The sequence below is a fragment of the Brucella anthropi genome (genome assembly GCF_046630315.1).
GTDB lineage: Bacteria > Pseudomonadota > Alphaproteobacteria > Rhizobiales > Rhizobiaceae > Brucella > Brucella anthropi_A.
On the sequence record NZ_LQBD01000012.1, the window covers coordinates 1 to 26,707 of the forward strand.

Genomic DNA, 26,707 nt, shown 5'->3' on the forward strand with positions numbered 1-26,707 from the left:
GTATAATAATTAGTATTAAAGATGCAACAGGGATATAAATACTTGTGCTGTTTTGATTTGAGGTATTGATGATTGGATTTTTGCTTCGTTAAATAGGCTCACACCAGATCAACAGGAGGTGGGTATGAAATTGAAGAGTGCATTATACGGATGTGCAGCAACGTTGATGGGGGCATCAACCGCTTATGCAGCGGATGCGGTGATGGCGCCCGAGCCAGAGGCTGTCGAATATGTGCGCGTCTGCGACGCTTACGGGGCTGGCTTCTTCTATATTCCCGGTACGGAGACGTGCCTGCGCGTTTCGGGCTATGTCCGTTATGATGCCGCTGGCGGCGACAATGTTTACGGTCGCGGCTTCTATCGTGATCGCGACGGCGACGCTTTTGCCGATTATGGCGACAACAACGAGACGTGGCGCAAGCTGGCCCGCTTCACGCTGCGTGTGAGCACGGCTTCCGAAACCGAATTTGGCACATTGAAAACCTTTGCCGAAACCCGTTATGACTGGGTGGACGGCCATGAAGGATCGTCGGGCTCGCTGCGATTTGGCTTCATCCAGCTGGGCGGGCTACGCATCGGTCTGGATGAATCGGCCTTTGTCACCTTTCCGGGCTATCTCGGCAATGTCATCAACGACGACGTGATCCTCGCAGGTGGCTACCGGACCGGGCTCATCAGCTATACGTTCACAGGCGGCAACGGGTTCTCGGCCATCCTCTCCTTTGAACAAGGCAACGACATCGATACCGACCCGGGCTATTCCGGCGTCATTAACGATTACATGCCTCATGTCGTCGGTGGTCTTCGCTTTGCGCAGGGCTGGGGCGCCCTGACGGCTGTTGCGGCCTACGACTCGGTCAATGAAGGCTGGGCCGGAAAACTCCGCGCCGACGTCAATATCACGGACCGCTTCTCGCTTTGGGTCATGGGCGGCTACAAGAATATTGATGACGATTATATGGATGTCTTCAATGACGATGGTACTGTTGCCGGTCAGGTCCGCGCGATCAACAGCTTCTATGGCACATGGGGCGGTGATTGGGCTGTCTGGGGCGGCGCGGCGTTCCGGGCAAATGAAAAGACCACTTTCAACGTCCAGGCGGCATATGATGGCAGTTCGACCCTCGCCGCCACCGCCAATGTCGCTTATGAAGCCGTACCCGGTTTCACCATCACGCCGGAAGTCTCCTATACCAAGTGGAGTGACGAGCATTCCATCATGGATGGTCAGGATGCCTGGCAGGGAATGGTCCGCTTCCAGCGGTCATTCTAGAGCATGATTCCCAAAAGTGGGAACCGGTTTTGCTGGACCTTCCGGATATCTGACCGCCGGGCTTCGTGCCTGCCGTTACTGCTTGAAATGAGAAAGGCCGGGACATCCCGGCCTTTCGCCTTGTTTCACAGGAATGCCTATCGCGACAGCTTCATGTGGCGGTTCACGTCCTTGTAGAGCAGATAGCGGAACCTGCCGGGGCCGCCTGCATAACAGGCCTGCGGGCAGAAGGCGCGCAGCCACATGAAGTCGCCTGCTTCCACTTCCACCCAGTCCTGATTGAGCCGGTAGACGGCCTTGCCTTCCAGCACATAAAGCCCGTGTTCCATCACATGGGTTTCGGCAAAGGGAATGACGCCGCCCGGCTCGAATGTCACCACCGTCACATGCATGTCGTGGCGCAGGTCGTTCGGGTCCACGAAGCGGGTCGTCGCCCATGCGCCGTTGGTGTCCGGCATAGGGGAGGGCGCGATGTCCTTTTCGTTGAGGAAAAGCGGCTCCGGAACGTCAAGCCCGTCGACATATTCATAGGCCTTGCGCACCCAATGGAAACGCGCCGTCGACGCACTATCATTGCGCAGCCGCCAGCCGCTTTTCGGCGGCAGATAGGCATAGCCGCCTTCCGTCAGCGTGTGGGTCTTGCCCGCCACCGTGACGGCGATCTCGCCTTCCACCACGAACAGCACGCCTTCCGCGCCTTCGTCCAGCTCCGCGCGGTCGCTGCCGCCGCCGGGCTGCACTTCCATGATATATTGCGAGAAGGTCTCGGCAAAGCCGGAGAGGGGACGCGCGATCACCCACAGACGCGTCTTGTCCCAGAAGGGCAGGAAGCTCGTCACGATATCGCTGAACGTTCCTTTGGGGATGACCGCATAGGCCTCGGTGAACATGGCGCGGTCGGTGAGAAGCTGGGTCTGTGGCGGCAGGCCGCCCGTCGGTGCATAATAATTGCGGCTCATTATTGGGTCCGATCAGTAGAGCGTTTCGGGAAGAATGTCCTTCAGGCGCAGAAGAGCGATCCGTTCGACCTGCGCACAGGCCGTTCCAAATTCGGTGTCGCGGTCATTGGAAACACGGCGCCGGAAGGCGTCGAGAATCTCCTGCTTGTTGCGGCCCTTGACCGCAATGATGAAAGGAAAGCCGAACTTGGCCGTATAGGCGTCATTCAGTTCGGTGAAGGCCTGCTTTTCGGCATCCGTCAGCGCATCGAGACCGGCGCCGGCCTGTTCGGCGGTCGATTCCGCCGTCAGCCGCCTGGCCTGTGCAAGCTTGCCCGCAAGGTCCGGATGGGCTTTCAATACGGCGAGCCGCTCTTCTGCCGAGGCGGCGCGAAATGCCTTTGTCATCGCGGCGGCAAGGCCGGAAGCAGTGTCTTCCTCCCGGCTGAAACCGGCATCATAAGCCCGCTCGGCGATCCAGGGCGAGTGCTCGAAAATGCTGCCATAGCGCGCGACGAATGCATCTTTATCGGCTTTCGACGGCACGATATCGGCTGTGAGCGGCTTATGGTTTTCGTGCCAGTGGCGGGCAATATCGACGCGCTTCGCCACCCACACCTTGTCATGGCTTTGCACATAGTCGAGGAACCGTTCGAGCGCGGCCACGCGGCCGGGACGGCCGACAAGGCGGCAATGCAGGCCGATGGACATCATCTTCGGCGCGCCTTCCGCACCTTCGCGGTAGAGCACGTCGAACGTGTCTTTCAGATAGGTGTAGAACTGGTCGCCGGAATTGAAGCCCTGCGGCGTGGCAAAGCGCATGTCATTGGCGTCCAGCGTATAGGGCACGATCAGATGCGGGCCTTTCGGCCCCTGAACCCAGTAAGGCAGTTCGTCGGCATAGGAATCGGCGGAATAGAGGAAGCCGCCTTCCTCCATCACCAGCTTCAGCGTGTTGTCGGAAGGCTTGCCCTGATAGATGCCGAGCGGGCGGGAGCCGGTCAGTTCCGTATGAAGACGAACGGCTTCGCGGATATGTTCGCGCTCGATCTCTTCGGGAACGTCCTTATATTCCCACCACCGCAAGCCGTGGCTGGCGATTTCCCAGTCGGCTTCCTGCATGGCGGCAACGGCTTCCGGGTTGCGCGCCATGGCAAGCGTCACGCCATAGACGGTGACGGGCATGTTGCGGCGGGTAAAGGCGCGCCACAGGCGCCAGAAGCCGGAACGTGCGCCATATTCATAGATGGATTCCATGTTGAGGTTGCGCTGGCCCTTCCAGGCCTGGGCGCCGACAATCTCGGACAGGAGGCATTCGGAGGCCGGGTCGCCGTCGAGAATGCAGCATTCGCCGCCTTCCTCATAATTGACGACGAACTGGACTGCGATATTGGCCCCTCCCGGCCAGCGCGGATCTGGCGTGTTGCGTCCATAGCCGACGAGATTGCGCGGATATTTCATGCGGGTCTTCCCTCATTGTCATTCATTTTGCGCATGATAATAAAGATTTATCGCTATTATTCCCCTCCAAAAATTTGAAAGACATCCAATGATAACCCTCTTTCGCAATCGGGAGGATCGCGAAATACTGAAAGCTGGGAACATGGTGTGGTTTGCGGCCCCCCGCGACTGAATGGCGGCGCTGGGCCGAAATAAACCACCGGAAATCAAAAGCTTGTAACGTTTTCCAGTCTCCTTGATTAGAGAATCAGCAAGCTGCAGGAGTGCAAATGGGTCAGGAAAAGAGCGGCAGCGGCCGGTTGACAACGCATGTCCTCGACACGGTCAGCGGCAAACCGGCTGCAAATCTGCGCATCGAATTGCGCCGCGTCGAGAATCAGCAGGCCAAAACCATTCGGGAAATCCGCACCAACAACGATGGCCGCTGCAATGAGCCGCTTTTGTCGGGCGAGCAATTGCGGGCAGGCTCCTACGAGCTTCTGTTCCATGTCGGCGAATATTTCGGCAAGGCCGAGGATGCGGTGCCGTTCCTCGATGTCGTTCCCCTGCGTTTTGGCATTTCCGATGAAAAGGCGCATTATCATGTGCCGCTTCTCGTTTCGCCCTTTTCCTATTCCACCTATCGCGGGAGCTAAGCGCCATGAGCCAGCCTGTGCGACACACGATCCGCTTTCTCCTGAACGGTGAAAAGATTGAACTCGACCGTGTTTCCCCGACCGAAACGCTGCTCGACTATCTGCGGCTTTCCGCCAAGCTGCGCGGCACCAAGGAAGGCTGCGGCGAGGGCGATTGCGGCGCGTGCACGGTGCTGGTCGGCAAGATTTGCGATGGCAGGCTGGTTTATGAAAGCGTCAATGCCTGCATCCGCTTCATGGGTTCGCTGGACGGCTGCCATGTTGTGACCATCGAGCATCTGCGCGGGGCCGACGGCGACCTGCATCCGGTGCAAAAGGCGATGATCGAGTTTCATGGCTCGCAATGCGGCTTCTGCACGCCGGGCTTCGTCATGTCGCTCTATGCTTTGTGGATGCGCGAACCGAAGCCTGCCGATGCGCAGATTGAAAAGGCCTTGCAGGGCAATCTTTGCCGTTGCACGGGCTATGAGGCGATCATGCGCGCTGCCCGCGCCATTTCCGACTATGGCACGACCATGGAAGACCCGCTCGCAGCCGAGCGCGCCCATGTGCTGGAGCAATTGACGGCGATGCGTGACGGTCTGCGGGTGGAAGTAGGGGAAGGCAAGGATCGGTTGATCGTGCCCGCCGATCTCGATGATTTCGCGACCATTCTGGCCGCAGAGCCGAAAGCCACCATCGTTGCCGGTTCGACCGATGTGGGCCTGTGGGTCACGAAGATGATGCGCGACATTTCCCCGGTGGTCTTCATCGGCCATCTGGAGGAGCTGCGCTCCATCGGCGAGGACAATGGTGTCGTTACCATCGGCGCAGGCGTGACCTACACGGAAGCGTTCGGTTTTCTCGCAACGCGCATTCCGCCGCTTGGCAGCCTCATCAACCGCATCGGCGGCGAGCAGGTGCGCAATATGGGCACCATCGGCGGCAATATCGCCAATGGTTCGCCGATCGGCGACACACCGCCGCCGCTGATCGCGCTCAATGCCAGGCTGACCCTGCGCAAGGGGGCGGCGCGCCGCACCATACCGCTGGAAGACTTCTTCATCGCTTATGGCAGGCAGGACCGTCAACCCGGCGAATTCGTCGAGGCCGTGCATGTGCCGGTGCCAGCGGAAGGTAGCCATTTTGCCATTTACAAGGTGTCGAAGCGCTTCGAGGAAGACATCACCGCGACGTTGGGCAGCTTCCATCTGACGCTCGACGCTGCCGGCAATGTGGAAACAATTCGCATCGCCTATGGCGGCATGGCGGCAACGCCGAAGCGCGCCCGCGCGGTGGAAGCGGCACTGATGGGCAAGCCCTGGACAGAGGCCACGGTAGAAGCGGCGCTGGAAGCCTATGCGCAGGATTATACGCCCTTGAGCGACATGCGCGCGACAGCGGATTACCGGCTGCTTGCGGCGCGCAATCTGTTGCGGCGTTTCTTCGCCGAAACGGAAGGCAGTTACACGCCGCTGCGCGCGGCTGAAATCGCGGCGGCGTGAGGAGGCAATCATGAACAGGCATCCTGCAAATGCGTTGAAAGCCGCCCGTATTGTGGGCGGTGTCGCCACCGACCAGAAGCACGATTCCGCCCACAAGCATGTGACGGGAACGGCGGTCTATATCGACGATATACCGGAGCCCGAAGGCACGCTGCATATCGGGATCGGCTATTCCTCCGTCGCGCATGGCGCGTTCAAGTCGATTGATTTGTCGGCCGTGCGTGCGGCTCCCGGCGTGATCGACGTGCTGACCTATAAGGACGTGCCCGGCGAAAACGATGTTTCGCCATCGGGCATGCACGACGATCCGATCTTTGCCGTCGACAGAATAGAGTTTCACGGCCAGCCGATCTTTGCGGTGATCGCCAAGACCCGCGATCAGGCGCGCCGCGCCGCGCGTCTGGCGAAGATCGACTATGAGGAAATGCCGGGCATCTATTCCATCGATGCGCTGGACGGCCTGAAGGACCGGCTCGTCACCACGCCGCTGACGCTGAAGCGCGGCGATGCACGCGCGGCCATCGATGCCGCGCCGCATCGCATCAAGAACCGCATGTATCTTGGCGGGCAGGACCATTTCTATCTGGAAGGTCAGGTTTCGCTGGCCATCCCCGGCGAGGATGAGGACGTCACCGTCTATTGCTCCACGCAGGGACCGAGCGAAACCCAGCATCTGGTGGCGCACGCGCTGGGCGTGCCGAGCCATTCCGTGACGGTGGAAGTGCGCCGCATGGGCGGCGGGTTCGGCGGCAAGGAAACGCAGGCCAACCAATGGGCGGCGATTGCGGCGATTGCCGCCAAGAAGCACAAGCGCGCCATGAAGATCAGGCTCGACCGCGACGAGGATATGACCTCGACCGGCAAGCGCCACGGTTTTGTCATCGATTATGAAGTCGGCTTCGACGATGACGGCAATATTCTGGGCGTTGACTATCTGTTTGCGCTCAATGCCGGTTTCTCGGCGGACCTTTCCGGGCCGGTCGGCGACCGCGCGCTGTTCCACTGCGACAATGCCTATTTTTTCCCGGCGGTTCACGCACAATCGGCGCCGCTCTATACGAACACGGTTTCCAACACGGCATTTCGCGGCTTTGGCGGCCCGCAGGGCATGGTCGGCGCGGAACGTGTGATCGATGAAGTGGCGTTCGCAACCGGCAAGGACCCGCTCGAAATCCGCAAGCGCAATTTCTACGACGAGATGGGTAAGGAAGGCACGCGCAATGTCACGCCCTATCACCAGAAGGTCGAGGATTGCATCATCCAGCGCATCGTTGCGGAACTGGAGGAAAGCGCGGATTACGCAAAGCGCCGCGCGGCGATCCGCGAATTCAACGCGAAAAGCCGCTATGTGAAACGCGGCATCGCACTGACGCCGGTAAAATTCGGCATTTCCTTCACCAAGACGGAGTCCAATCAGGCTGGCGCTCTGGTGCATGTCTATAATGACGGTTCGGTGCATATGAACCATGGCGGCACGGAAATGGGGCAGGGGCTCCATATGAAGGTGGCGCAGGTCGTGGCCGAGGAATTCCAGATCGACATCGACCGGGTGAAGATCACCGCGACGACGACCGCCAAGGTGCCGAACACGGCGCCAACGGCGGCTTCTTCCGGTGCCGATCTCAACGGCATGGCCGCACAGGATGCCGCCCGCCAGATCAAGAAGCGCCTCATCCATTTTGCGGCACAGCAATATCAGGTGCCGGAGGATCAGGTCGTCTTCCTTCCCAACCGGGTGCGCGTCGGTAATCAGGAAATCAGCTTCAACGACCTTGTGAAGCAGGCCTTTATCGGCCGCGTGCAGCTTTCGGCGGCAGGCCACTACAAGACGCCCAAAATCCATTGGGACCGCGCCAAGGGCCGGGGCCACGCCTTCTATTACTATGCTTACGGGGCGGCCTGTTCCGAAGTTTCCGTCGACACTCTGACTGGCGAATATGTGGTGGAGCGCACCGATATTCTGCATGATACCGGGCGTTCCCTGAACCGCGCCATCGATATCGGTCAGGTTGAAGGCGGCTTCGTGCAGGGCATGGGCTGGCTGACCACAGAGGAGCTTGTGTGGGACGACAAGGGGCGGCTTCGCACCCATGCGCCTTCCACCTACAAGATTCCGCTGGCGTCCGACCGGCCCAAAATCTTCAACGTCGCGCTGACGGACTGGTCGGAAGCTTACCAGCCGACGATCCACCGCTCCAAGGCGGTCGGCGAGCCGCCGCTGCCGCTCGGCCTGTCGGTGCTGCATGCTCTGGCCGATGCCGTTGCCAGCGTGGCGGATTACAAGGTCTGCCCGCGTCTCGATGCGCCCGCAACGCCGGAACGTGTGCTGATGGCCATCGAACGGCTCCGCAAGCACAAGGGCTAGAAAAATGCCGGGCGCACGCGACGATATCCGGGCTTTTCTCAACCGGCGTCCAGACAGTGTGCTGGTTGAAGTCTCGGATGTGAAAGGTTCCGCACCCCGCGATGCCGGGGCGTGGATGCTTGTCGCCCGCGACATGATCTTCCGGACTATCGGCGGCGGCCAGCTTGAATATATGGCGATCGATCATGCCCGGAAAATCCTGGCCGGCGGCAGGGATGCCCCCATGGATGTGCCACCGATGAATGTGGCATTGGGCCCGGAAATCGGTCAGTGCTGCGGCGGACGGGTGGGCTTGAGCTTCCGGCGTGTGGATCGCGCGCTTGCCGACGAACTTGTCGGCAAGGTCGATGCGGAAATAGCCACGCGCCCGCATGTCTATGTCTTCGGTGCGGGGCATGTGGGTGACGCGCTGGCGCATGCGCTTTCGCTGACGCCGGTGCGTGTCATTCTGGTGGATACGCGCGAAGCGGAGCTGATGAAATTCCAGGAAAAATGGGAACCGGTTTTCCGTCCGGGATTTCATGGAAATTATATATGCGATGTGCCGGGGGTGGAAACCTGTCTTTCGGCCATGCCCGAACAGGTGGTGCGTTCCGCGCCGCCGGGCAGCGCTTTCATCGTCCTCACCCACGACCATGCGCTGGATTTTCTGATCGCCGCCGAGGCCTTGCAGCGCCGCGATGCCGTCTATGTCGGCATGATCGGCTCGAAAACCAAGAAGGCGACTTTCAAGAATTGGTTGAAACGCGAGATTGGACGTGAAGATTTGTTTGAGCATCTTGTCTGTCCGGTCGGCGGAGCCGTTGTGAAGGACAAGAGGCCGGAAGTCATCGCGGCGCTTGCCGCAGCCGAGGTTCTGACGGCAGTTCTGACATCCACGCGCGTGTCGCAGCCCGCCTGATCCGGCGGGCTTTTCCGCTTCAGGCCAATATTTCCCTGATGAGCCTCTGGCAGCGTTCCGTCATGAAATCGATGATGAGACGCACCTTCGGGTCCTGGAACCGCTTGTGCGGATAGATCGCGGCAAGCTGGATCGGCGCCGGCGGCGTGCTTTCGAGGATGGGAACCAGCCGGCCGTCGCGCAGATATTCCTTCACTTCGAACAGCGGCTTGTTGATGATGCCGCGCCCGCCGAGCGCCCATTGCGTCAGCACGTCGCCGTCATCCGAATCGTAAGGGCCGGTGACTTCGAACTTGCGCAGGCCTTCCGCCGTTTGCAGCGACCAGTAATATTCCTTCGAGCCTGGAAAACGCAGCAGCAGGCAGTCGTGCCTGTCGCCGATCAGCGCGTCGGGAGATTGCGGAACCCCATGTTTTTTAAGGTATTCCGGCGCCGCGCAGATCACGCGCTCGCAATTCATGATGCCGCGCATGCGCAGGTTTGAGTTCTCCAGAACACCGAGCTTGAACGCCACATCCACACCCTCGCTCATGATGTCGACTTCATGGTCGGACAGGCGAAGCCGCACTTCGATGTCGGGATATCTGTCATGAAATTCGGGAATTCCCGATGCAATCAGCCGTCTTCCGAAGCCAAGCGGGGCGGTGATGCGAATCGATCCCTTCGGATTTTTTGCCAGTTCCGCCACGGCGGCTTCCGCCTCATCCACGGCTTCGAGGATTTTCAATGCCCCGTCATAGAATACGCGGCCATGTTCGGTCGGCGTGAGCTTGCGCGTCGTCCGGTTGAAGAGCCTCACTCCCAGGTGCTTCTCCAACTCCTTGATTCGATTGCTGGCAACCGCAGGCGATGCGCGCTGGTCGCGACCCGCCGCGGACAGATTTCCCAATTCGACAACGCGCACAAAAACGCGCAGATTATCAAGATATGACATACGTCCCCTCCACGATTGTCTAGATTTTTTTGAAAGTGCTGGTCGTGATGTGACGTTCCCTGAACCTGATTCCTTTGGCACATAATGCAACAACGAACAATGGGCTAAGAATTGGCTCAAGAAACGGGATAAGAAATGGGAGTCCCTGATGTATGATTTTGCCGTAGCCTGGGACTGGCTGGGCTTCGCAGTCCGCTGGCTGCATGTGACGACAGCGATTGCGTGGATCGGCTCGTCCTTTTACTTCATCGCGCTCGATCTGGGCTTGCGCCAGCGTCCCGGCCTGCCGGAAGGCGCCTATGGCGAGGAGTGGCAGGTCCACGGCGGCGGTTTCTACCAGATCCAGAAATATCTCGTGGCCCCGGCGCAGATGCCGGAACACCTGACCTGGTTCAAGTGGGAATCCTACGCCACATGGCTTTCGGGCTTCACGCTGCTCTGCATCGTCTACTATGCCGGTGCCGATCTCTATCTGGTCGACCCGAATGTGCTGGATGTCTCGGTGCCGGTCGCCATCGCCATTTCGCTTGCCTCGCTCGCCTTCGGCTGGATCGCCTATAACACCATCTGCAAGATGATGCTGGGCAAGAGCGACACGCTCCTGATGGTCATCCTCTACTGCATTCTGGTCGTGATGGCCTGGGGCTATACGCATCTGTTCACCGGACGCGCCGCCTTCCTGCATCTGGGCGCCTTCACCGCGACGATCATGTCGGCCAACGTCTTCATGATCATCATCCCGAACCAGAAGATCGTGGTGGCGGATCTGATCGCGGGCCGCAAGCCCGACCCGAAATACGGCAAGATTGCCAAGCAGCGCTCGACGCATAACAACTATCTGACGCTCCCCGTCCTGTTTCTGATGCTGTCGAACCACTATCCGCTGGCGTTCGGCACCGAGTATAACTGGATCATCGCCTCGCTGGTGTTCCTGATGGGCGTCACGATCCGCCACTGGTTCAATACCCGTCATGCCCGCAAGGGCAATCCAACCTGGACCTGGCTCGTCACGGTCATCCTGTTCATCGTCATCATCTGGCTGTCGACAGTGCCGAAAATCCTCACCGGCGAGCCGGAAGAGCAGAAAATCTCCGCCTTGCAGCAATCTTTCATCGCCGACCCACATTTTGAAAAAGTGCGGGATACGGTTCTGGGGCGCTGCGCCATGTGCCACGCCAGGGAGCCGGGCTGGGAAGGCATTATCGCACCGCCCAAGGGCGTCGTGCTGGACACCGACCGGGATATCGCCGCCCATGCGCGTGAAATCTATTTGCAGGCGGGCCGCTCCCATGCCATGCCGCCCGCCAATGTCACCGGCGTAAGCGCGGAGGAGCGCCAGCTTCTTGCCTCCTGGTACCAGTCCGCCACGCAAGGCCAGAAATAAGGACCAAGACCGAAATGACCAAGCTTCTGATCCGCGGCCGCGTGCTGACCTTTCGTGACGAGCCGCAAAGCCTCGATGACAATGCCGCCTATCGCTATATCGAAGACGGCGCCGTTCTGGTCGAAGATGGCCGCATCCTGCGTCTTGGGGATTATGCCGAGGTCAGTCGCGAGGCAGGCAGCGACGTCAAGGTCGCCGATCACCGCCCGCACCTGATCCTGCCCGGCTTCATCGACACGCATATCCACTATCCGCAGACGCAGGTGGTCGCTTCCTATGCGGCCAATCTCCTGGAGTGGCTCAACACCTATACATTCGTGGCCGAGCAGAAATTCGCCGACGAACAGCATGCCGAATTTATCGCGGAACGCTTTCTTGACGAACTGATCCGCCATGGCACCACCACGGCGGTGGCCTATTGCTCCGTGCATCCGCAAAGCGTCGATGCCTATTTCCGCGCCGCGCAGCATCGCAACATGCGTATGCTCGGCGGCAAGGTGATGATGGACCGCAATGCGCCGCCCGCACTCTGCGACACGGCCCAGTCCGGCTATGACGATACCAAGGCGCTGATCGCGCGCTGGCAGGGCAAGGGCCGCCTCGATTACGTCATCACGCCGCGCTTTGCGATCACCTCCACGCCGGAGCAGCTTGAAGCAAGCCAGGCGCTCGCCCGTGAACACCCTGATCTCTTCATCCAGACCCATCTGTCGGAAAACCACGACGAGATCGCCTTCACAAAGTCGCTCTACCCGCAAGCGCCGGACTATCTCGGCATCTATGAGCATTATGGGCTTCTGGGCAGCAAGACCCTGCTTGGCCATTCCATCCATCTGGAAGAGCGCGAAGTGCGCGTCATGGCGGAAACCGGCTCGATTGCCGTCTTCTGCCCGACCTCAAACCTGTTCCTTGGTTCGGGTCTCTTCGACCGTGATCGCCTGAAAGCCGCAGGTGTGCGCATGGCGGTGGCGACCGATGTCGGCGGGGGCACCAGCTTCTCGATGCTGCGCACCATGGATGAGGGTTACAAGGTCCTGCAACTGCGCGAACAGCGCCTGAACCCGTTCCAGTCCTTCTACATGATGACGCTCGGCAATGCGCGCGCGCTTTCGATGGAAGACAGGATCGGCACGCTGGATGAAGGTACGGAGGCCGACATTGTGGTGCTGGATTCGTCCGCCACATCGCCGATGCGGCTGCGCATGGCGGCGGGTGCCACGCTGGAGCAGGAACTGTTTCTGTTGCAGACGCTGGGCGATGACCGTGCCATCGTTGAAACCTATGTGGCGGGAAAGCCGCTCAAGGCCGAACTGTAAAGCTTCATCGCTGCGCTTTAAAACTCTTCCGGTCGCTTGCCGCCGATAGCTCTTGTCAGCTCGTCGGCGGTTGCGCGGATCAGCGGCCCGAATTCCTCCAGCTTCTTCTTCGGCAGGCGCACGGCGGGGCCGGAAACGGAAATGCCGGCAATCGCCTCGCCATATTCGTTGAAGATTGGCGCGGCGATGCAGCACATGCCGAGCGTGTGTTCCTCATCATCGATAGACCAGCCGCGGGTGCGGGTTGCCTGAATGTCTTTCAGGAGCGCGGGCAGGCTGTCGAGCGTGCGCTGCGTGAAACGTTCCAGCGCGCGCCCCGAAAGCGCATGCGCGATTTCCGTGTCCGACCAGGTGGACACTATGGCCTTGCCGATGCCGGATGCATGGATCGGTCCGCGCCGTCCGGGCCGGAAAAAGGCGCGCATCGGCGCATGGCTTTCAATCTGCGAGATAAACACCACATCGCCGCCATCCTCGATGCCGATATTGGCGGTTTCGCCTGTCGTTTCCATCAATGTCTTGAGATAGGGCCGCGCCAGAATGCCGAGCTTGCGAAAGCGGCGAAAAGCATTGCCGATCTCGAAAGCCTTGACGCCGATGGTCCAGTCTCCGCTTTCCAGATCGTGGGAAACCATACCATGATTGGCCAGCGACGACAGAAGCCGATGCACGGTGGAAGGCGCCATGCCGCTTTCATCGGCAAGGTCGGTCAATGTCGAGCCGTCATTTTCGGCAATCAGCGCCAAAAGCTTCAGGCTTCGGTCCAGCACCTGCACAGACGAGGGCGCTGCGTTTTCCGCCGCCTTGCGGCCCCGCTTTGGCTTTGCCTGTTCCATCGACTGTCTCCGAATCCCGCCTGAACGCAGAAAATACCACTATCGCATCCATTGCCGGTCGGAAAGGGAGCGGCGGATTATCTCCGTTCCGTTGAAAATCTTTATTTCCATATAATGGTATGCATTTCCATTTTAGAGTAATAATGTTTGTAAATGGAGATAGATTCCATAGGAGGAATGGCCATGGCCAGAATGCGTGCAGTCGATGCAGCCGTGTTTGTGCTGGAAAGAGAAGGGATCAATTGCGCTTTCGGCGTGCCGGGCGCAGCGATCAACCCGTTTTATTCGGCGATGAAGGCGCGCGGCTCGATCCGCCACATTCTGGCGCGTCATGTCGAGGGTGCTTCGCATATGGCCGAGGGTTATACCCGTGCAAGGCACGGCAATATCGGCCTGTGCATCGGCACGTCCGGCCCCGCCGGGACGGATATGATTACGGGTCTTTATTCGGCTTCCGCCGACTCGATCCCGATCCTCTGCATCACCGGGCAGGCCCCGCGCGCACGTCTCGACAAGGAAGACTTTCAGGCGGTGGATATCGCCAGGATCGCAGCACCCGTCACCAAATGGGCGGTCACGGTCATGGAGCCGGCATTGGTGCCTTATGTCTTCCAGAAGGCGTTCCACGTCATGAAGTCGGGCCGTCCCGGTCCGGTCCTGATCGACCTGCCGATTGATGTCCAGCTTGCCGAAATCGAATTCGACATTGACACCTACCAGCCGATGGAAGCCTACAAGCCTGCCGCCACGCGGGCGCAGGCCGAAAAGGCGCTCGCCATGCTGAACGAGGCGGAACGCCCGCTGATCGTGGCTGGCGGCGGCATCATCAATGCCGATGCGTCCGACCTTCTGGTCGAATTCGCCGAAATCACCGGCATTCCTGTCATCCCGACCCTGATGGGCTGGGGCGTCATTCCTGACGATCATCGCCTGATGGCGGGCATGTGCGGGCTCCAGACCTCGCACCGCTACGGCAACGCCAATCTGCTGGCATCCGATGTCGTGATCGGCATCGGCAACCGCTGGGCGAACCGCCATACCGGCAATGTCGACACCTATCGGAAGGACCGCAAGTTCATTCATATCGACATAGAGCCGACGCAGATCGGCCGTGTCTTCGCGCCGGATTTCGGTATCGTGTCGGATGCGGGCAAGGCGCTGAAGCTGCTGCTCGATGTTGCCACCGAATGGAAGTCGGCGGGCAGGCTGCGCGACTGGTCGGGCTGGGCCAAGGAATGCGGGACACGCAAACGCACCATGCTGCGCAAGACGCATTTCGACCAGACGCCGCTGAAACCGCAGCGTGTCTATGAGGAGATGAACAAGGCCTTCGGCCGCGATACCTGCTATGTGACGACCATCGGCCTCAGCCAGATCGCGGGCGCGCAATTCCTGCATGTCTATCGCCCGCGCAACTGGATCAATTGCGGTCAGGCCGGTCCGCTTGGCTGGACGCTGCCTGCGGCGCTCGGAGTGCGTGCCGCCGATCCCGATCGCCCGATCGTTGCACTGTCCGGCGACTATGATTTCCAGTTCCTGATCGAGGAACTGGCGGTCGGCGCACAGCACAAGCTGCCCTACATCCATGTGGTCGTGAACAATTCCTATCTCGGCCTCATCCGGCAGGCGCAACGCGGCTTCAACATGGATTTCGAGGTGAGCCTTGCCTTCGACAACATCAATGCCGATGGCGATGCGGAAAAGGGCTATGGCGTCGATCATGTGGCTGTCGCCGAAGGGCTCGGCTGCAAGGCGATCCGGGTGCGCAGCCCCAACCAGTTTGCCGAGAGTTTTGAACAGGCAAAAGCGCTGATGGCCGAGCATCAGGTGCCGGTTGTTCTGGAATTCATTCTGGAACGCGTTACCAATATTTCCATGGGTGTCGACATCGATCAGGTTGTCGAATTCGAGGAACTGGCCGAACGTGGCGAAGATGCGCCGACTGCGATTGCGGCATTATTGGACTAATTCAGAGGAGACGAGAAATGCCGAGATTTGCAGCCAATCTCACCATGCTTTTCAACGAAGTGCCTTTCATGGACCGCTTTGCGCTGGCCGCAAAGGCCGGGTTCACCGGGGTGGAATATCTGTTCCCCTATGAGTTCAACCGGCATGAGCTGAAGGCAGCACTTGCGAAACACAATCTGGCGCAGGTCCTGCACAATCTGCCTGCGGGCAATTGGGCGGGCGGCGAGCGCGGCATTGCGGTTCTGCCGGATCGCGTCGATGATTTCCGGCGCGGCGTGGCCGATGCCATCGATTACGCCACCACGCTCAATTGTTCGCAGGTCAACTGCCTTTCCGGCATTGCGCCGCAGGGCGTGGACCCGGATGTGCTGCGCGCCACTTTCGTCAGCAATCTGCGTCTGGCGGCCAAGGAACTGGGCAAGCACGGCATTCGCCTGCTGATCGAGCCGATCAACCACTATGACATTCCAGGCTTCTATCTCAACACGGTGGAGCAGGCGGTTTCGATCATCGATGAAGTGGGCAGCAATAACCTGTTCATCCAGTACGACCTCTATCATCAGCAGCGCACGCGCGGCGAACTCATCGCCACGTATGAACGCTACAAGCCGCTGATCGCCCATATCCAGCTTGCCGACAATCCGGGCCGCAACGAGCCGGGCACCGGCGAGATCAATTATCCGAACGTGTTCGAAGCGCTGAAAAACGCCGGATACAAGGGCTGGATCGGCTGTGAATACAAGCCGAAGACCACCACCGAGGAAGGTCTGGTCTGGTTCAAACAGTATGAAGCCGAACGGCTGACTGCATAATTTTGACGAGGGAGTAAACGACATGGCCAAGATAGGCTTCATCGGACTGGGGATCATGGGCACGCCGATGGCGCGTCATTTGCAGGATGCGGGCCACGCGCTTTTCACGTCGAAGCATAGTGTGCCGCCGCGCCAGGAGCTGATCGATAACGGCCTGCAAATTGTGGAAACGCCGAAGGCCGTTGCTGAAGAATGCGACACCATTATTCTCATGCTTCCCGACACCCCGCAGGTGGCCGAGGTCATCTTCGGCGAGGGCGGCGCGATTGGCGGTCTCGGCCAGGGCAAGCTGCTCATCGACATGAGCTCGATTTCGCCTATCGAGACGAAGGAATTTGCAAAGAAAGTCCGCGCAACGGGTGCGGAATATATCGATGCGCCGGTTTCCGGCGGCGAGGTCGGCGCGAAGAACGCCAGCCTTTCCATCATGGCGGGTGGCTCGCAGGAATCGTTTGACCGCGCCCTGCCGCTCCTGAAGCTGATGGGCAAGAACATCACGCTCGTCGGCGATTGCGGCGATGGCCAGACGACCAAGGTTGCAAACCAGATCATCGTCGCGCTCAACATCGAGGCGGTTGCCGAAGCGCTGGTTTTCGCTTCCAAGGCAGGCGCGGACCCGGCAAAGGTGCGCGAGGCGCTGATGGGCGGCTTTGCATCGTCGCGCATTTTGGAAGTCCACGGCGAACGCATGATCAAGCGCACTTTCGATCCCGGTTTCCGCATTTCGCTGCACCAGAAGGATTTGAACCTTGCGCTGCAAGGCGCAAAGGCGCTCGGTGTTTCGCTGCCGAACACGGCCACGGCACAGGAACTGTTCAATTCCTGCGCGGCGCATGGGGATGACGGTCTCGACCATTCGGGTCTGGTGCGCGCGCTGGAGAGAATGGCAAACCACAACGTAGCTTGACGTCCCAGGCGAACTCTCTGGAGGGAGAGGGTGGAGCTGGCTGCTGGAGGAGGTGGCCGGCTCCATTGATTTTAGATCTCGGGCGGGGAATAGTGCCGCCGTAACATGCCAGCATCGGGAAACTCATGACTGCCATCACCGATCCGAAGAAATTTCTGACCAGCCTGTTCGATGCAGCCGTTGCGGCGGCCGATCCCGAACTGGTGATCCGCGCCAATCTTCCGGCAAAGCCGAAGGGACGCACGATTGTCATCGGTGCGGGCAAGGGCTCGGCGCAGATGGCGGCGGCTTTCGAGCGGGCGTGGGCCGAAAAGCATGACGCTCCATTGGAAGGCGTGGTGGTCACGCGCTATGGCTATGGCGCGCCTTGCGAGCGCATCGAGATCATCGAGGCGGCGCATCCGGTTCCCGATGAGGCGGGGCTTGCCGCCGCCGGGCGGCTGTTCGATGCCGTGTCGAACCTGACGGAAGATGACCTCGTGGTGGCGCTCATCTCCGGTGGCGGGTCTGCCCTGTTGCCGTCACCGCCGGAAGGCCTGACGCTGGAGGACGAAATCACCGTCAACAAGGCATTGCTTGCCTCCGGCGCGCCGATTTCGGCCATGAATGCTGTTCGCAAGCACCTGTCCACCATCAAGGGCGGCAGGCTTGCCGCCGCCGCTCATCCGGCAAAGGTGTTCTCGCTCGTTGTCTCGGATATTCCCGGCGACAATCCGGCCTTCGTGGCTTCCGGCCCGACCGTGCCGGATGAGACAAATCGCGATGAAGCTTTGAAGATCATCGAGCGCTATCGGCTGGATTTGCCCGAAGCCGTCCTTGCCCATATCAGGAGCGAAGCCGCCCATGCGCCGAAGCCGGGGGATGAGATTTTCGCCCGGAACGAGGTGCGCGTCATTGCTTCCGCCGCCGTTTCGCTGGAGGCGGCGGTGAAGGAGGCCGCGCGCCATGGTGTGGAAGCGGTGATCCTGTCCGACGCGATCGAAGGCGAGGCGCGGGAAGTGGCGCATGTCCACGCGGCGATTGCCCGCGAGGTGGCCGACCGCGACCGCCCGTTCAAAAAGCCGGTGGTCATTCTGTCAGGCGGCGAAACCACCGTCACCATTCGCGGCAAGGGCGGCAAGGGCGGACGCAACAGCGAGTTCCTGCTGTCTTTCGCCCTCGATATCGATGGTTATGACAATATCCATGCGCTCGCCGCCGATACGGACGGCATTGACGGTTCGGAAGATAATGCAGGCGCTTTCGCCGATGGTTCCACGGTTTCGCGCTTGCAGAAAGCGGGCGAGGACGGCGCGGCGCGGCTCAATGCCAATGATGCATGGACGGCATTCGACGCCATCGGCGATCTGTTCGTGCCGGGTCCGACCGGCACCAATGTCAATGATCTACGCGCGATTTTGATAGTGGAGTAGTTTCGTCATCGAGCAGGATCCGGTTCGCGGCTCCATCCAGATCGTCATACTGGCCGTTTTTCAACGACCAGAGAAAGGCGACGAGGCCGAGCAGGCCCAGAAACAGCGCGATGGGAATGAGAAAGATAAGCCCGCTCATTTGTGCGCTTCCTTGATGATGGCAGCAGGCGCGATGGCTTTCTGCGTCTGTTGCTTTTGTTTTCCGGCCCGCAACCGCAATGCGTTGCTGACGACCACGATGGACGACAGCGACATGGACAGTGCGGCCACCAGCGGGGTGACATAGCCGAAAACGGCAATCGGCACGGCAATGATATTATAGCCGATGGAAAGTGCAAAATTCTGGCTGATGAGCTTGCCCGCTTCCTTCGATACGGCAAAGGCGAGCGGCACGGCAGACAGGCTTTCGCGCAGGAAGACGAAATCGGCGGCATTGCGGCCAATGTCGGCTGCGGTTGCAGGGGCCATGGACACGTGGGCCGCGACAAGCGCGGGCGCATCGTTGAGGCCGTCGCCCACCATCAGCACCTTGCTTCCTTCCGCTGACAGTTTCTGCACCAGTTCCGACTTATCGGCAGGCAGGACCTCGGCCTTGAAATTGTCGACGCCGAGATAACCGGCAAGCCTCTCGACGGCAGGCTGCTTGTCGCCGGAAATGATGCGCAGCTTCAGCCCGTTGCGCTTCAGTGTGGCAATGGCTCCGGCAGCGTCCTCACGCGGGCTATCCTCAAAGCGGAAGGTCTGGACCAGCTTGCCGTCGATGGAAAGGCAAGTCTCGGGGCCGTCGGCATGGGGCAGGGCGGCGCTCTTGTCCGCCCAGTCGCGCTTGCCAAGCCGATAGACGGCGCCGTTCAGTTCGGCTTCGATGCCGGCACCCGGCACTTCCTCGATACGGGTAAAGGCCATCATCGGTTTTGCGCCCGAGAACAACGCCAGCGCCCGCGACAATGGATGGCGAGAATAAAGCGACAGTTCCGCGGCGATCTCCAGATTATGGGGATCAATCGCATCGGCATTGATCAGCCGCGGCTGACCGAGGGTCAATGTGCCGGTCTTGTCGAAAATGGCGGTGTCCACCTCGGCCATCCGCTCCATGGCGGAGCCGTCCTTGATCATGATGCCGTTTTCGAACAGGCGGCGCGCCGCGACCACCTGCACGATCGGCACTGCAAGGGCAAGCGCGCAGGGGCAGGTGATGATGAGGGTGCAGATCGCGATATAGATTGAGCGATACCAGTCGCCGCCGGTATAGATCATCCAGCCGACAAAGGCCGCGAAGGCAATCGTGTGCACCATCGGCACGTAAAGCTCAGAAGCACGGTCAGCAAGACGGCGATAATAGGCGCGTCCGCCTTCGGCCACATCCATCAGCCGCACCATTTCGGCAAGGAAGGAGTCCTTTGCTTCCGCCGTCGCGCGAATGACAAGCGGTGTGGAAAGATTGAGCGTGCCGGCGCGGATATCCGAGCCGGGGCCGACAGGCACCGCATCGCTTTCACCCGATGCAATGGCGCAATCGAGTTCCGAACGGCCTTCCTCCACCTTGGCATCCACGGGCACGCGCTCGCCAGCCGCAAGGATGATGCGCATTCCGGGGCGGATTTCGTTGACCGGCAGGTAATTGCGTTCGTCATTTTCGCCGATCACCACCGCGCCGCGTGAGCCGAGCTGCGCCAGACCGCGCACGGCGGACCGGGCGCGGGCGCGCATCATATAGTCGAGCGTGCGGCCGATCAGCAGGAAGAACAGCAGCGTCACCGATGCATCGAAATAGGCGTGCTGGCCATGATGCAGGGTTTCATAGACGCTCATGCCGAAGGCAAGCGTGATGGCGAGCGCAATCGGCACATCCATATTCACGCGCCGCGTGCGCAGCGCATTCCACGCGGAAACATAGAAGATGCGGCCCGAATAGATCAGCGTCGGCAGGGCGATCAGCCCGGAAATCCAGTGGAACATGTCGCGTGTCGCGGCATCCGCGCCCGACCAGACCGCAACGGATAGCAGCATCACATTGCTGGAAGCAAAGGCGGCGACGCCAAGCGCGATCAGAAGCCGGGTGAAGGTCGGGTCCTTGTCCTGCGCCATGTCGAAAATATGGGCTTCATAGCCCAGCCTGCGCAACGGGTCGACTACATCGGGCGGCGTCTCGCCGTCCTTCCAGCGCAGGGTGACGCGGCGCGCCGTCAGGTTGACGCGAACATAGGCAACGCCCGAAATCTTGCCGAGCGCCTCCTCGATGGTCTTGATGCACAACCCGCAATGAACGCCGGGCACCGACAGGTCGAGCTGGCGCAGGCCGTCGCCGAGCGCGCGGCTTGCAATCTGCATTTCATCGGCCGAAACGGCCTGAACGAGGGTCGTAGCTCGCGCATTCTCGACGCAGCAGCTCATAGGATTCTCCCGTTCTTCACCAGAACGCGGATGATGTGCCGATAGGGGTCTTCAAGACCCGCATCGGCATTGACTTCCATGATCCATGCGCCTTCACCAAGTTGCAGCGGCGCGGTCAGCACGCCGGGTTCGCGAACCGTGAGCGTGACCTTGGTGTCGTTCACGTCGCCGACCGGGCGCTTGAACTCCACCGTGCCGCCGGTCATGGCGACAGCCTTGCCGTCGCGGTCGGCCAGCTGCCAGGTAAAGACGCCGTTTGCAAAGGCTGGCTTCGACTGCCAGTTCAGCGCGGCCTGTTCCTTGCCGGTCTCGGCCTTTTCGTTGAACTCCTGGCTGGCGACATAGGTGTTCTGGACGACAAGCCCGCTCCAGCTATGGATGGCGTTATAGGCCATGATCAGATTGACGGCGATGATGACGCCGAAGAAGGCGAGCATGATGCCCAGCATGTGCCAGCCGGTAAATGCGCCTGATGTTTTCGACTGCGTCGACATTATCTGCCCTCCGGTGCCATGAAAACTGCCTTGTAGCGCGCATGTTCCGCGCCGTCCGCGTCGCGCACTTCGATTTCATAGTCGTGGCGCGGATCGGTAATCGCATCATGCGGCATGGTGACGAAGACGCGCAACGTCTTCAGCCGGTCCGGCTCCACCGGCACATCGTAATTGCCGTCCGCATCCGCGGTTTCATCCTGAACGGTCAGCGTTGCGCCCGGCAGTCCCTCGATGGAAAGCCGGAAGGTGCGCGGCGTCGGGATCATGTTGAGCAGCTTGACCGTATAGCCATTGCGGATCGAACCGTCCGACAGAAGCACATATTGCGGCGTGCGGTCGTGGAGCACATTGATGCCGATGCGCTGGCGCATCGAAAGCGAGATGACGAGGGTGAGGCCGATCAGCGCCCAGACCGCGAAATAGAACATGCTGCGCGGGCGCAGCACCTTCTTCCACGACAGGTTCTGCACCTTGTCCGAGAACCTGTGCGGCGCTTCATAGACGCGGGCCGGATCGACGGAAGCCGTGCCATTATTGGTCGCAAGCGCCATATTGAAATCGTAATCGGCAAGCGTCGCATAGGAAATGAGGCCGCGCGGCTTGCCCACCTTGTCCATGACGGAATCGCAGGCATCGATGCACAGCGCGCAGGTAATGCATTCGAGCTGCTGGCCGTCGCGAATATCGATACCCATCGGGCAGGCGGCGACACAGGCATTGCAATCCACGCAATCGCCCACGGTTTCGCCAGCGGCAATCGCCTTTTTGGAATGGCGCGAGCGCGGTTCGCCGCGCCAGTCATTATAGGTGACGGTGAGCGAATTCTCGTCCAGCATCGCGGCCTGGATGCGCGGCCACGGGCACATATAGGTGCAGACCTGCTCGCGCATCAGCCCGCCGAAAATATAGGTGGTGGCGGTGAGGATCGCGACGGTAAAATAGGCGACGGGCGCCGCCTTTCCGGTCACAAAATCGATCAGCAGCTGCGGCGCATCGGCAAAATAGAAAATCCATGCGCCGCCTGTCAGCACGCCGATGACGATCCAGATGGAATGTTTCGTCACGCGCTTCCAGGCCTTGTCGAAGGTCCATGGCGCCTTGTCGAGCTTCATGCGGGCATTGCGGTCGCCTTCTATGGCGCGCTCGACAACGAGGAAGAGATCGACCCAGACGGTCTGCGGACATGTATAGCCGCACCAGGCGCGGCCCGCGACGGAAGTGACGAGAAACAGGCCGAGGCCCGCCATGATGAGGAGACCCGCGACGTAGTAGAATTCCTGCGGCCAGATTTCGATGAAGAAGAAATAGAAGCGGCGATTGGCAAGGTCGATCAGCACGGCCTGATCGGGCGCATAGGGGCCGCGATCCCAGCGCAGCCACGGCGTCAGGTAATAGATGCCCAGCGTCACGAGCATGACGAGCCACTTGAAGCGCCGGAACGTGCCCTGCACGCGCTTCGGAAACACTTTCACCCGCGCCGCATAGAGCGATTGGCGGGTCTTGGGGGAGTTGACTGCCTGAACGTCAATGCGTTCGACATCGTCTGACATTTTTCTGGCTCCTGCCGCACTGGGCCTTCGGCAAGCTCAGGGGCTCAAGGGGAGTAGGGGAATAGGGGAGTAAGGGAGTATGAGAAATGGGTGCGTCGTTTCTGATATTCACAACCAGAACATACTCCCCTATTCCCCTACTGCCTTACTCCCTTCACTTTATTCACCACCGCCCAGCGAATGGACGAAGATGGCAAGCTGTTTGACGGTTGCATCGCCAAGGCGTGCTTCCCATGCGGGCATGACGCCGTGCTTTGGATGCGAGACCTGACGTATGACGGCGTCCTCGCCCGAACCATAGAACCAGATGGCATCCGTGAGGTTCGGTGCGCCGAACTCGCGCAGGCCCTTGGCGTCCGCGCCGTGGCAGACGGCGCAGTTTTCCGCAAAGACCTTCTGCCCTTCCGGCACCATGTCGGGATTGTGCGGCGTGCCGGAAAGGCTCACCACATAGGCTGCGACATCGCGGATCTGCTGCGGTTCCAGAACGTCGGCAAAGGCCGTCATTTCGGAAAGGCGGGTATCGTCATCGTCCTTCGAGCGCACGCCATGGCGGATGGTCGTCAGGATGTCGTCGATGGAACCGCCCCACAGCCAGTCGTCGTCATTGAGGTTCGGATAGCCGGGCGCCCCTTGCGCGCCGGAGCCGTGGCACTGCACGCAGTTGACGCGGAAGGCAGCGGCGCCGCCGGCGATCGCATATTGGCGAAGGTTCTCATTCGCCATGATCTCGTGCACGTCCTTGGCCTTGATCTGGTCGATGATGCCCTGTTTTTCCGCGGCCACCTGCTGCATTTCCTGTTGCAGCGCGCCGCGGCTCGACCAGCCAAGCAGGCCGCCGGTGGAACTGGAGATGAGCGGCCAGGCCGGATAGGCGATCACATAGGCAATGGCCCAGAAAATCGTCGCATACCAGGTCCACAGCCACCAGCGGGGCATGGGATTGTCGAGTTCCTTGATGCCATCCCATTCGTGGCCGGTCGTCGATACGCCGCTGACTTCATCGATCTGTTTGTCAGTCATTTTTGTCGTCCTTGAATGGAATTTCCTTTGCTTCGTCGGCCTTCTTCTTGCTTCCCGGACGGAAGGCAAAAAGAACGACAAAGACAAAGAAGAGCGCCATGGCAAGCAGGCCCCAGCTGTCGGCGAAAGTACGCAAGGTGTTGTAATCCATCGCTAGATCTCCGCCTTATCGCGCCTTGGGGGACTGGTCGTAGGTCGAGAAATCGACAAGCGTGCCCAGCATCTGGAGATAGGCGATGAGCGCGTCCATCTCCGAGATCATCTGCGGATTGCCGTCGAAATCACCAACCCTGGCCTTGGGATAGCGCTCCTCCACGCCGGATGTATCGGCATCCGGCGAGGCCTGCGCCTTCAGGTCCTCAAGCGCATTGTCGATCATGTCCTGACTGTAGGGCACGCCGACTGCCACATTGGCCTTCAGATTGGCGGCAATGTTGGCGGCTTCCAGCGGGCGGTCCTTCAGGAAGGCATAGCTCGGCATGACCGATTCCGGCACCACGTCGCGCGGGCGGATGAGGTGCTGCACGTGCCACTCGTTCGAATAACGGCCGCCCACGCGCGCAAGATCCGGCCCCGTGCGCTTGGAGCCCCACTGGAAGGAGTGGTCATACATGGATTCCGCCGCAAGGCTGTAATGGCCGTAGCGCTCCACCTCGTCGCGGAACGGGCGGATCATCTGGCTGTGGCAAAGGTAGCAGCCTTCACGCACATAGATGTCGCGGCCCGCGAGTTCCAGCGGGGAATAGGGGCGCATGCCCTCCACCTTCTCGATGGTGTTTTCGAGATAGAAGAGCGGTGCGATTTCAACGATGCCGCCGACCGTGACCACGGCGAGCGATGCGATCAGCAGCAGCGTTGCGTTTTTCTCCAGCTTGGAGTGGTTCTTTAATATAGACATAAATCACACGCTCCTTATTCGGCAGGCTGCATGGCCGCACCGGCCACAGGACGGGTGCCGCCCATCGGGGCTTCGTTGCGCAGATTGCCGCGAATGGTCTGATAGACGTTCCAGGCCATCAGCAGTCCGCCGGCGAGGTAGAACACGCCGCCAAGCGTACGGATGACGTAATAGGGGAACATGGCGAGCACGGTTTCCGCGAAGGAATAGACGAGGAAGCCCTGGTCGTCGTATTCGCGCCACATCAGGCCCTGCTGGATGCCGGCCACCCACATGGCGGCGGCATAGAGAACGATGCCGAGCGTGGCGAGCCAGAAGTGCCAGTTGACCATGCGGATCGAATAGAGCCGCTGACGGTTCCACAGTTTCGGCGCCAGATAATAGACGGCGGCAAACGAGATCATGCCGTTCCAGCCGAGCGCGCCCGCATGAACGTGACCGATGGTCCAGTCGGTATAGTGCGACAGCGAATTGACGGCCTTGATCGACAGCATCGGGCCTTCAAAGGTCGCCATGCCGTAGAAGGCGATGGCCGCAACCATGAGGCGGATGATCGGATCGGTGCGGACCTTGTCCCATGCGCCCGAAAGCGTCATCAGGCCGTTGATCATGCCGCCCCAGGACGGCATCCACAGCATGATGGAAAAGACCATGCCCAGCGTCTGCGCCCAGTCGGGAACGGCGGTATAGTGCAGATGGTGCGGGCCGGCCCAGATATAGAGGAAGATGATCGACCAGAAGTGCACGATCGACAGGCGATAGGAATAGATCGGACGCTCTGCCTGCTTCGGGACGAAATAATACATCATGGCCAGGAACGGCACGGTGAGGAAGAAGGCAACGGCATTATGCCCGTACCACCATTGCGTCACCGCATCCTGCACGCCGGCAAAGGCCGAATAGCTTTTCACGCCGAGGAAGGAAACCGGGATCGCCAGATTGTTGACGATGTGCAGCATGGCGATGGTGATGATGAAGGACAGGTAGAACCAGTTGGCCACATAGATATGCGGCTCCTTGCGCTTCAGGATCGTGCCCATGAACACGACCAGATAAGCGACCCAGACGATGGTGAGCCAGATGTCGACATACCATTCGGGTTCGGCATATTCGCGGCTCTGCGTGATGCCGAGCAGATAGCCGGTCGCGGCCATCACGATGAAAAGCTGGTAGCCCCAGAACACGAACCATGCGAGGTCGCCGCCGAAAAGGCGGGCGCGGCAGGTGCGCTGCACGACATAGAATGACGAGCAGATCAGCGCATTGCCGCCGAATGCGAAGATCACCGCCGAGGTGTGCAGCGGACGCAGGCGGCCGAAATTGAAATAGGGCTGCAGGTTGAGATCGGGAAAAGCAAGCTGTGCGGCGATGAGCACGCCGACCAGAAAACCGGCGACACCCCAGAAAACCGTTGCGATGACGCCATAACGGATCGGGCCGTCCATATAGGTGGACTGGTCGACCTTTTTTGGCGTCAGGCCGTAATCGGCATTTCGCATCAGAAGAATGGTGAAGATGGCCAGTGTAGCGAACAGAATCCACATATGGGTTCTGAACAGCTCATCATGGGAAAATCCGGCCAGAAGCACGGCAAAAAGCGCTCCCAGACCGGAAAGGACTGTTCCAGCGGCGTAGTTCATGAAATCCCCTCGCAGCGCATGACAAAAGCCGTCTCGGATGAGACAGCCATAGCGATAGGTTTCCTATCGGCGCTCAAGGGGC

23 protein-coding genes are annotated in these 26,707 nt (G+C 60.1%); 11 read left to right on the plus strand and 12 right to left on the minus strand.

Annotated features, from left to right (window positions below):
- Positions 1 to 124 precede the first annotated feature (124 nt).
- A complete protein-coding gene (locus tag AVM02_RS08025; RefSeq protein ID WP_411506444.1) occupies positions 125 to 1,273 on the plus strand; it encodes a porin in 1,149 nt (382 codons plus the stop codon).
- 137 nt (positions 1,274 to 1,410) lie between these two features.
- Here AVM02_RS08025 and AVM02_RS08030 read toward each other — a convergent pair whose 3' ends face one another.
- Positions 1,411 to 2,232 carry a bifunctional allantoicase/(S)-ureidoglycine aminohydrolase gene (locus AVM02_RS08030; RefSeq protein ID WP_411506445.1) on the minus strand — a complete coding sequence of 274 codons (822 nt, stop codon included), beginning with the start codon at positions 2,230 to 2,232 and terminating at the stop codon, positions 1,411 to 1,413.
- Between the two features lie 12 nt (positions 2,233 to 2,244).
- Positions 2,245 to 3,672 (minus strand): allantoinase PuuE, encoded by a 1,428-nt coding sequence (puuE, locus tag AVM02_RS08035; RefSeq protein WP_411506446.1) that lies wholly within the window; start codon positions 3,670 to 3,672, stop codon positions 2,245 to 2,247.
- A gap of 269 nt (positions 3,673 to 3,941) precedes the next feature.
- On the opposite strand from puuE, the gene uraH reads away from it, so the two are divergent.
- From uraH to xdhC, 4 genes are read left to right on the plus strand one after another with little or no spacing between them, the layout of a single operon-like run.
- Complete coding sequence (gene uraH / locus AVM02_RS08040) at positions 3,942 to 4,307, plus strand: hydroxyisourate hydrolase (RefSeq protein WP_411506447.1); 366 nt, start codon at positions 3,942 to 3,944, stop codon at positions 4,305 to 4,307.
- A gap of 5 nt (positions 4,308 to 4,312) precedes the next feature.
- Positions 4,313 to 5,791: a xanthine dehydrogenase small subunit gene (xdhA, locus tag AVM02_RS08045; RefSeq protein ID WP_411506448.1), complete on the plus strand. Its 1,479-nt coding sequence runs from the start codon at positions 4,313 to 4,315 to the stop codon at positions 5,789 to 5,791.
- 10 nt (positions 5,792 to 5,801) lie between these two features.
- Positions 5,802 to 8,156, plus strand: coding sequence for a xanthine dehydrogenase molybdopterin binding subunit (gene xdhB / locus AVM02_RS08050; protein ID WP_411506449.1), 2,355 nt, complete (start codon positions 5,802 to 5,804; stop codon positions 8,154 to 8,156).
- A gap of 4 nt (positions 8,157 to 8,160) precedes the next feature.
- Positions 8,161 to 9,057: a xanthine dehydrogenase accessory protein XdhC gene (gene xdhC, locus AVM02_RS08055; RefSeq protein ID WP_411506450.1), complete on the plus strand. Its 897-nt coding sequence runs from the start codon at positions 8,161 to 8,163 to the stop codon at positions 9,055 to 9,057.
- Between the two features lie 19 nt (positions 9,058 to 9,076).
- On the opposite strand, the gene AVM02_RS08060 is transcribed toward xdhC, so the two are convergent.
- Entirely contained in the window at positions 9,077 to 9,991 is a 915-nt protein-coding gene (locus AVM02_RS08060; RefSeq protein WP_411506451.1) for a LysR substrate-binding domain-containing protein, read from the minus strand.
- A 148-nt stretch (positions 9,992 to 10,139) separates the two neighbouring features.
- Between AVM02_RS08060 and AVM02_RS08065 the strand changes: the two genes are divergently transcribed.
- Positions 10,140 to 11,375: a urate hydroxylase PuuD gene (locus tag AVM02_RS08065; RefSeq protein WP_411506452.1), complete on the plus strand. Its 1,236-nt coding sequence runs from the start codon at positions 10,140 to 10,142 to the stop codon at positions 11,373 to 11,375.
- Positions 11,376 to 11,389: 14 nt separating this feature from the next.
- Entirely contained in the window at positions 11,390 to 12,691 is a 1,302-nt protein-coding gene (gene guaD / locus AVM02_RS08070) for a guanine deaminase (RefSeq protein ID WP_411506453.1), read from the plus strand.
- A 17-nt stretch (positions 12,692 to 12,708) separates the two neighbouring features.
- Here the strand turns inward: guaD and AVM02_RS08075 are convergent, their stop codons facing one another.
- Entirely contained in the window at positions 12,709 to 13,527 is an 819-nt protein-coding gene (locus AVM02_RS08075) for an IclR family transcriptional regulator (RefSeq protein WP_411506454.1), read from the minus strand.
- 183 nt (positions 13,528 to 13,710) lie between these two features.
- Between AVM02_RS08075 and gcl the strand changes: the two genes are divergently transcribed.
- The 4 genes from gcl (at position 13,711) to AVM02_RS08095 (ending at position 18,626) form a co-directional block, all read left to right on the plus strand.
- A complete protein-coding gene (gene gcl / locus AVM02_RS08080; protein WP_411506455.1) occupies positions 13,711 to 15,495 on the plus strand; it encodes a glyoxylate carboligase in 1,785 nt (594 codons plus the stop codon).
- A 17-nt stretch (positions 15,496 to 15,512) separates the two neighbouring features.
- Positions 15,513 to 16,307, plus strand: a complete 795-nt coding sequence (gene hyi / locus AVM02_RS08085) for a hydroxypyruvate isomerase (protein WP_411506456.1) — start codon at positions 15,513 to 15,515, stop codon at positions 16,305 to 16,307.
- 22 nt (positions 16,308 to 16,329) lie between these two features.
- Positions 16,330 to 17,214 carry a 2-hydroxy-3-oxopropionate reductase gene (locus tag AVM02_RS08090; RefSeq protein ID WP_411506457.1) on the plus strand — a complete coding sequence of 295 codons (885 nt, stop codon included), beginning with the start codon at positions 16,330 to 16,332 and terminating at the stop codon, positions 17,212 to 17,214.
- Between the two features lie 125 nt (positions 17,215 to 17,339).
- Positions 17,340 to 18,626, plus strand: a complete 1,287-nt coding sequence (locus AVM02_RS08095; RefSeq protein WP_411506458.1) for a glycerate kinase — start codon at positions 17,340 to 17,342, stop codon at positions 18,624 to 18,626.
- On the opposite strand, the gene ccoS is transcribed toward AVM02_RS08095, so the two are convergent.
- The 8 genes from ccoS to ccoN all read right to left on the minus strand — a co-directional run bounded on the left by ccoS (position 18,592) and on the right by ccoN (position 26,625).
- Entirely contained in the window at positions 18,592 to 18,765 is a 174-nt protein-coding gene (gene ccoS, locus AVM02_RS08100; protein WP_411506459.1) for a cbb3-type cytochrome oxidase assembly protein CcoS, read from the minus strand. The genes AVM02_RS08095 and ccoS overlap by 35 nt on opposite strands.
- Entirely contained in the window at positions 18,762 to 21,020 is a 2,259-nt protein-coding gene (locus tag AVM02_RS08105; protein ID WP_411506460.1) for a cation-translocating P-type ATPase, read from the minus strand. Before AVM02_RS08105 ends, ccoS begins: the two co-directional genes overlap by 4 nt.
- On the minus strand, positions 21,017 to 21,514 hold the full coding sequence (locus tag AVM02_RS08110; protein ID WP_411506461.1) for a FixH family protein: 498 nt from the start codon (positions 21,512 to 21,514) through the stop codon (positions 21,017 to 21,019). Before AVM02_RS08110 ends, AVM02_RS08105 begins: the two co-directional genes overlap by 4 nt.
- On the minus strand, positions 21,514 to 23,064 hold the full coding sequence (gene ccoG, locus AVM02_RS08115) for a cytochrome c oxidase accessory protein CcoG (protein WP_411506462.1): 1,551 nt from the start codon (positions 23,062 to 23,064) through the stop codon (positions 21,514 to 21,516). The genes AVM02_RS08110 and ccoG overlap by 1 nt, the downstream gene beginning before the upstream one ends.
- A gap of 159 nt (positions 23,065 to 23,223) precedes the next feature.
- Positions 23,224 to 24,087, minus strand: a complete 864-nt coding sequence (ccoP, locus tag AVM02_RS08120) for a cytochrome-c oxidase, cbb3-type subunit III (RefSeq protein WP_411506463.1) — start codon at positions 24,085 to 24,087, stop codon at positions 23,224 to 23,226.
- Positions 24,080 to 24,238, minus strand: coding sequence for a cbb3-type cytochrome c oxidase subunit 3 (locus AVM02_RS08125; protein ID WP_139973434.1), 159 nt, complete (start codon positions 24,236 to 24,238; stop codon positions 24,080 to 24,082). Before AVM02_RS08125 ends, ccoP begins: the two co-directional genes overlap by 8 nt.
- A 15-nt stretch (positions 24,239 to 24,253) precedes the next feature.
- Entirely contained in the window at positions 24,254 to 24,985 is a 732-nt protein-coding gene (ccoO, locus tag AVM02_RS08130; RefSeq protein WP_411506464.1) for a cytochrome-c oxidase, cbb3-type subunit II, read from the minus strand.
- A gap of 14 nt (positions 24,986 to 24,999) precedes the next feature.
- Positions 25,000 to 26,625, minus strand: coding sequence for a cytochrome-c oxidase, cbb3-type subunit I (gene ccoN / locus AVM02_RS08135; protein ID WP_411506465.1), 1,626 nt, complete (start codon positions 26,623 to 26,625; stop codon positions 25,000 to 25,002).
- Positions 26,626 to 26,707: the final 82 nt, after the last annotated feature.

Excerpts from the sequence above, each read along its gene's own strand:
- AVM02_RS08025 (WP_411506444.1), top strand. The coding sequence starts at position 125 with ATGAAATTGAAGAGTGCATTATACGGATGTGCAGCAACGTTGATGGGG.
- AVM02_RS08030 (WP_411506445.1), bottom strand. The coding sequence starts at position 2,232 with ATGAGCCGCAATTATTATGCACCGACGGGCGGCCTGCCGCCACAGACC.
- puuE (WP_411506446.1), bottom strand. The coding sequence starts at position 3,672 with ATGAAATATCCGCGCAATCTCGTCGGCTATGGACGCAACACGCCAGAT.
- uraH (WP_411506447.1), top strand. The coding sequence starts at position 3,942 with ATGGGTCAGGAAAAGAGCGGCAGCGGCCGGTTGACAACGCATGTCCTC.
- xdhA (WP_411506448.1), top strand. The coding sequence starts at position 4,313 with ATGAGCCAGCCTGTGCGACACACGATCCGCTTTCTCCTGAACGGTGAA.
- xdhB (WP_411506449.1), top strand. The coding sequence starts at position 5,802 with ATGAACAGGCATCCTGCAAATGCGTTGAAAGCCGCCCGTATTGTGGGC.
- xdhC (WP_411506450.1), top strand. The coding sequence starts at position 8,161 with ATGCCGGGCGCACGCGACGATATCCGGGCTTTTCTCAACCGGCGTCCA.
- AVM02_RS08060 (WP_411506451.1), bottom strand. The coding sequence starts at position 9,991 with ATGTCATATCTTGATAATCTGCGCGTTTTTGTGCGCGTTGTCGAATTG.
- AVM02_RS08065 (WP_411506452.1), top strand. The coding sequence starts at position 10,140 with ATGTATGATTTTGCCGTAGCCTGGGACTGGCTGGGCTTCGCAGTCCGC.
- guaD (WP_411506453.1), top strand. The coding sequence starts at position 11,390 with ATGACCAAGCTTCTGATCCGCGGCCGCGTGCTGACCTTTCGTGACGAG.
- AVM02_RS08075 (WP_411506454.1), bottom strand. The coding sequence starts at position 13,527 with ATGGAACAGGCAAAGCCAAAGCGGGGCCGCAAGGCGGCGGAAAACGCA.
- gcl (WP_411506455.1), top strand. The coding sequence starts at position 13,711 with ATGGCCAGAATGCGTGCAGTCGATGCAGCCGTGTTTGTGCTGGAAAGA.
- hyi (WP_411506456.1), top strand. The coding sequence starts at position 15,513 with ATGCCGAGATTTGCAGCCAATCTCACCATGCTTTTCAACGAAGTGCCT.
- AVM02_RS08090 (WP_411506457.1), top strand. The coding sequence starts at position 16,330 with ATGGCCAAGATAGGCTTCATCGGACTGGGGATCATGGGCACGCCGATG.
- AVM02_RS08095 (WP_411506458.1), top strand. The coding sequence starts at position 17,340 with ATGACTGCCATCACCGATCCGAAGAAATTTCTGACCAGCCTGTTCGAT.
- ccoS (WP_411506459.1), bottom strand. The coding sequence starts at position 18,765 with ATGAGCGGGCTTATCTTTCTCATTCCCATCGCGCTGTTTCTGGGCCTG.
- AVM02_RS08105 (WP_411506460.1), bottom strand. The coding sequence starts at position 21,020 with ATGAGCTGCTGCGTCGAGAATGCGCGAGCTACGACCCTCGTTCAGGCC.
- AVM02_RS08110 (WP_411506461.1), bottom strand. The coding sequence starts at position 21,514 with ATGTCGACGCAGTCGAAAACATCAGGCGCATTTACCGGCTGGCACATG.
- ccoG (WP_411506462.1), bottom strand. The coding sequence starts at position 23,064 with ATGTCAGACGATGTCGAACGCATTGACGTTCAGGCAGTCAACTCCCCC.
- ccoP (WP_411506463.1), bottom strand. The coding sequence starts at position 24,087 with ATGACTGACAAACAGATCGATGAAGTCAGCGGCGTATCGACGACCGGC.
- AVM02_RS08125 (WP_139973434.1), bottom strand. The coding sequence starts at position 24,238 with ATGGATTACAACACCTTGCGTACTTTCGCCGACAGCTGGGGCCTGCTT.
- ccoO (WP_411506464.1), bottom strand. The coding sequence starts at position 24,985 with ATGTCTATATTAAAGAACCACTCCAAGCTGGAGAAAAACGCAACGCTG.
- ccoN (WP_411506465.1), bottom strand. The coding sequence starts at position 26,625 with ATGAACTACGCCGCTGGAACAGTCCTTTCCGGTCTGGGAGCGCTTTTT.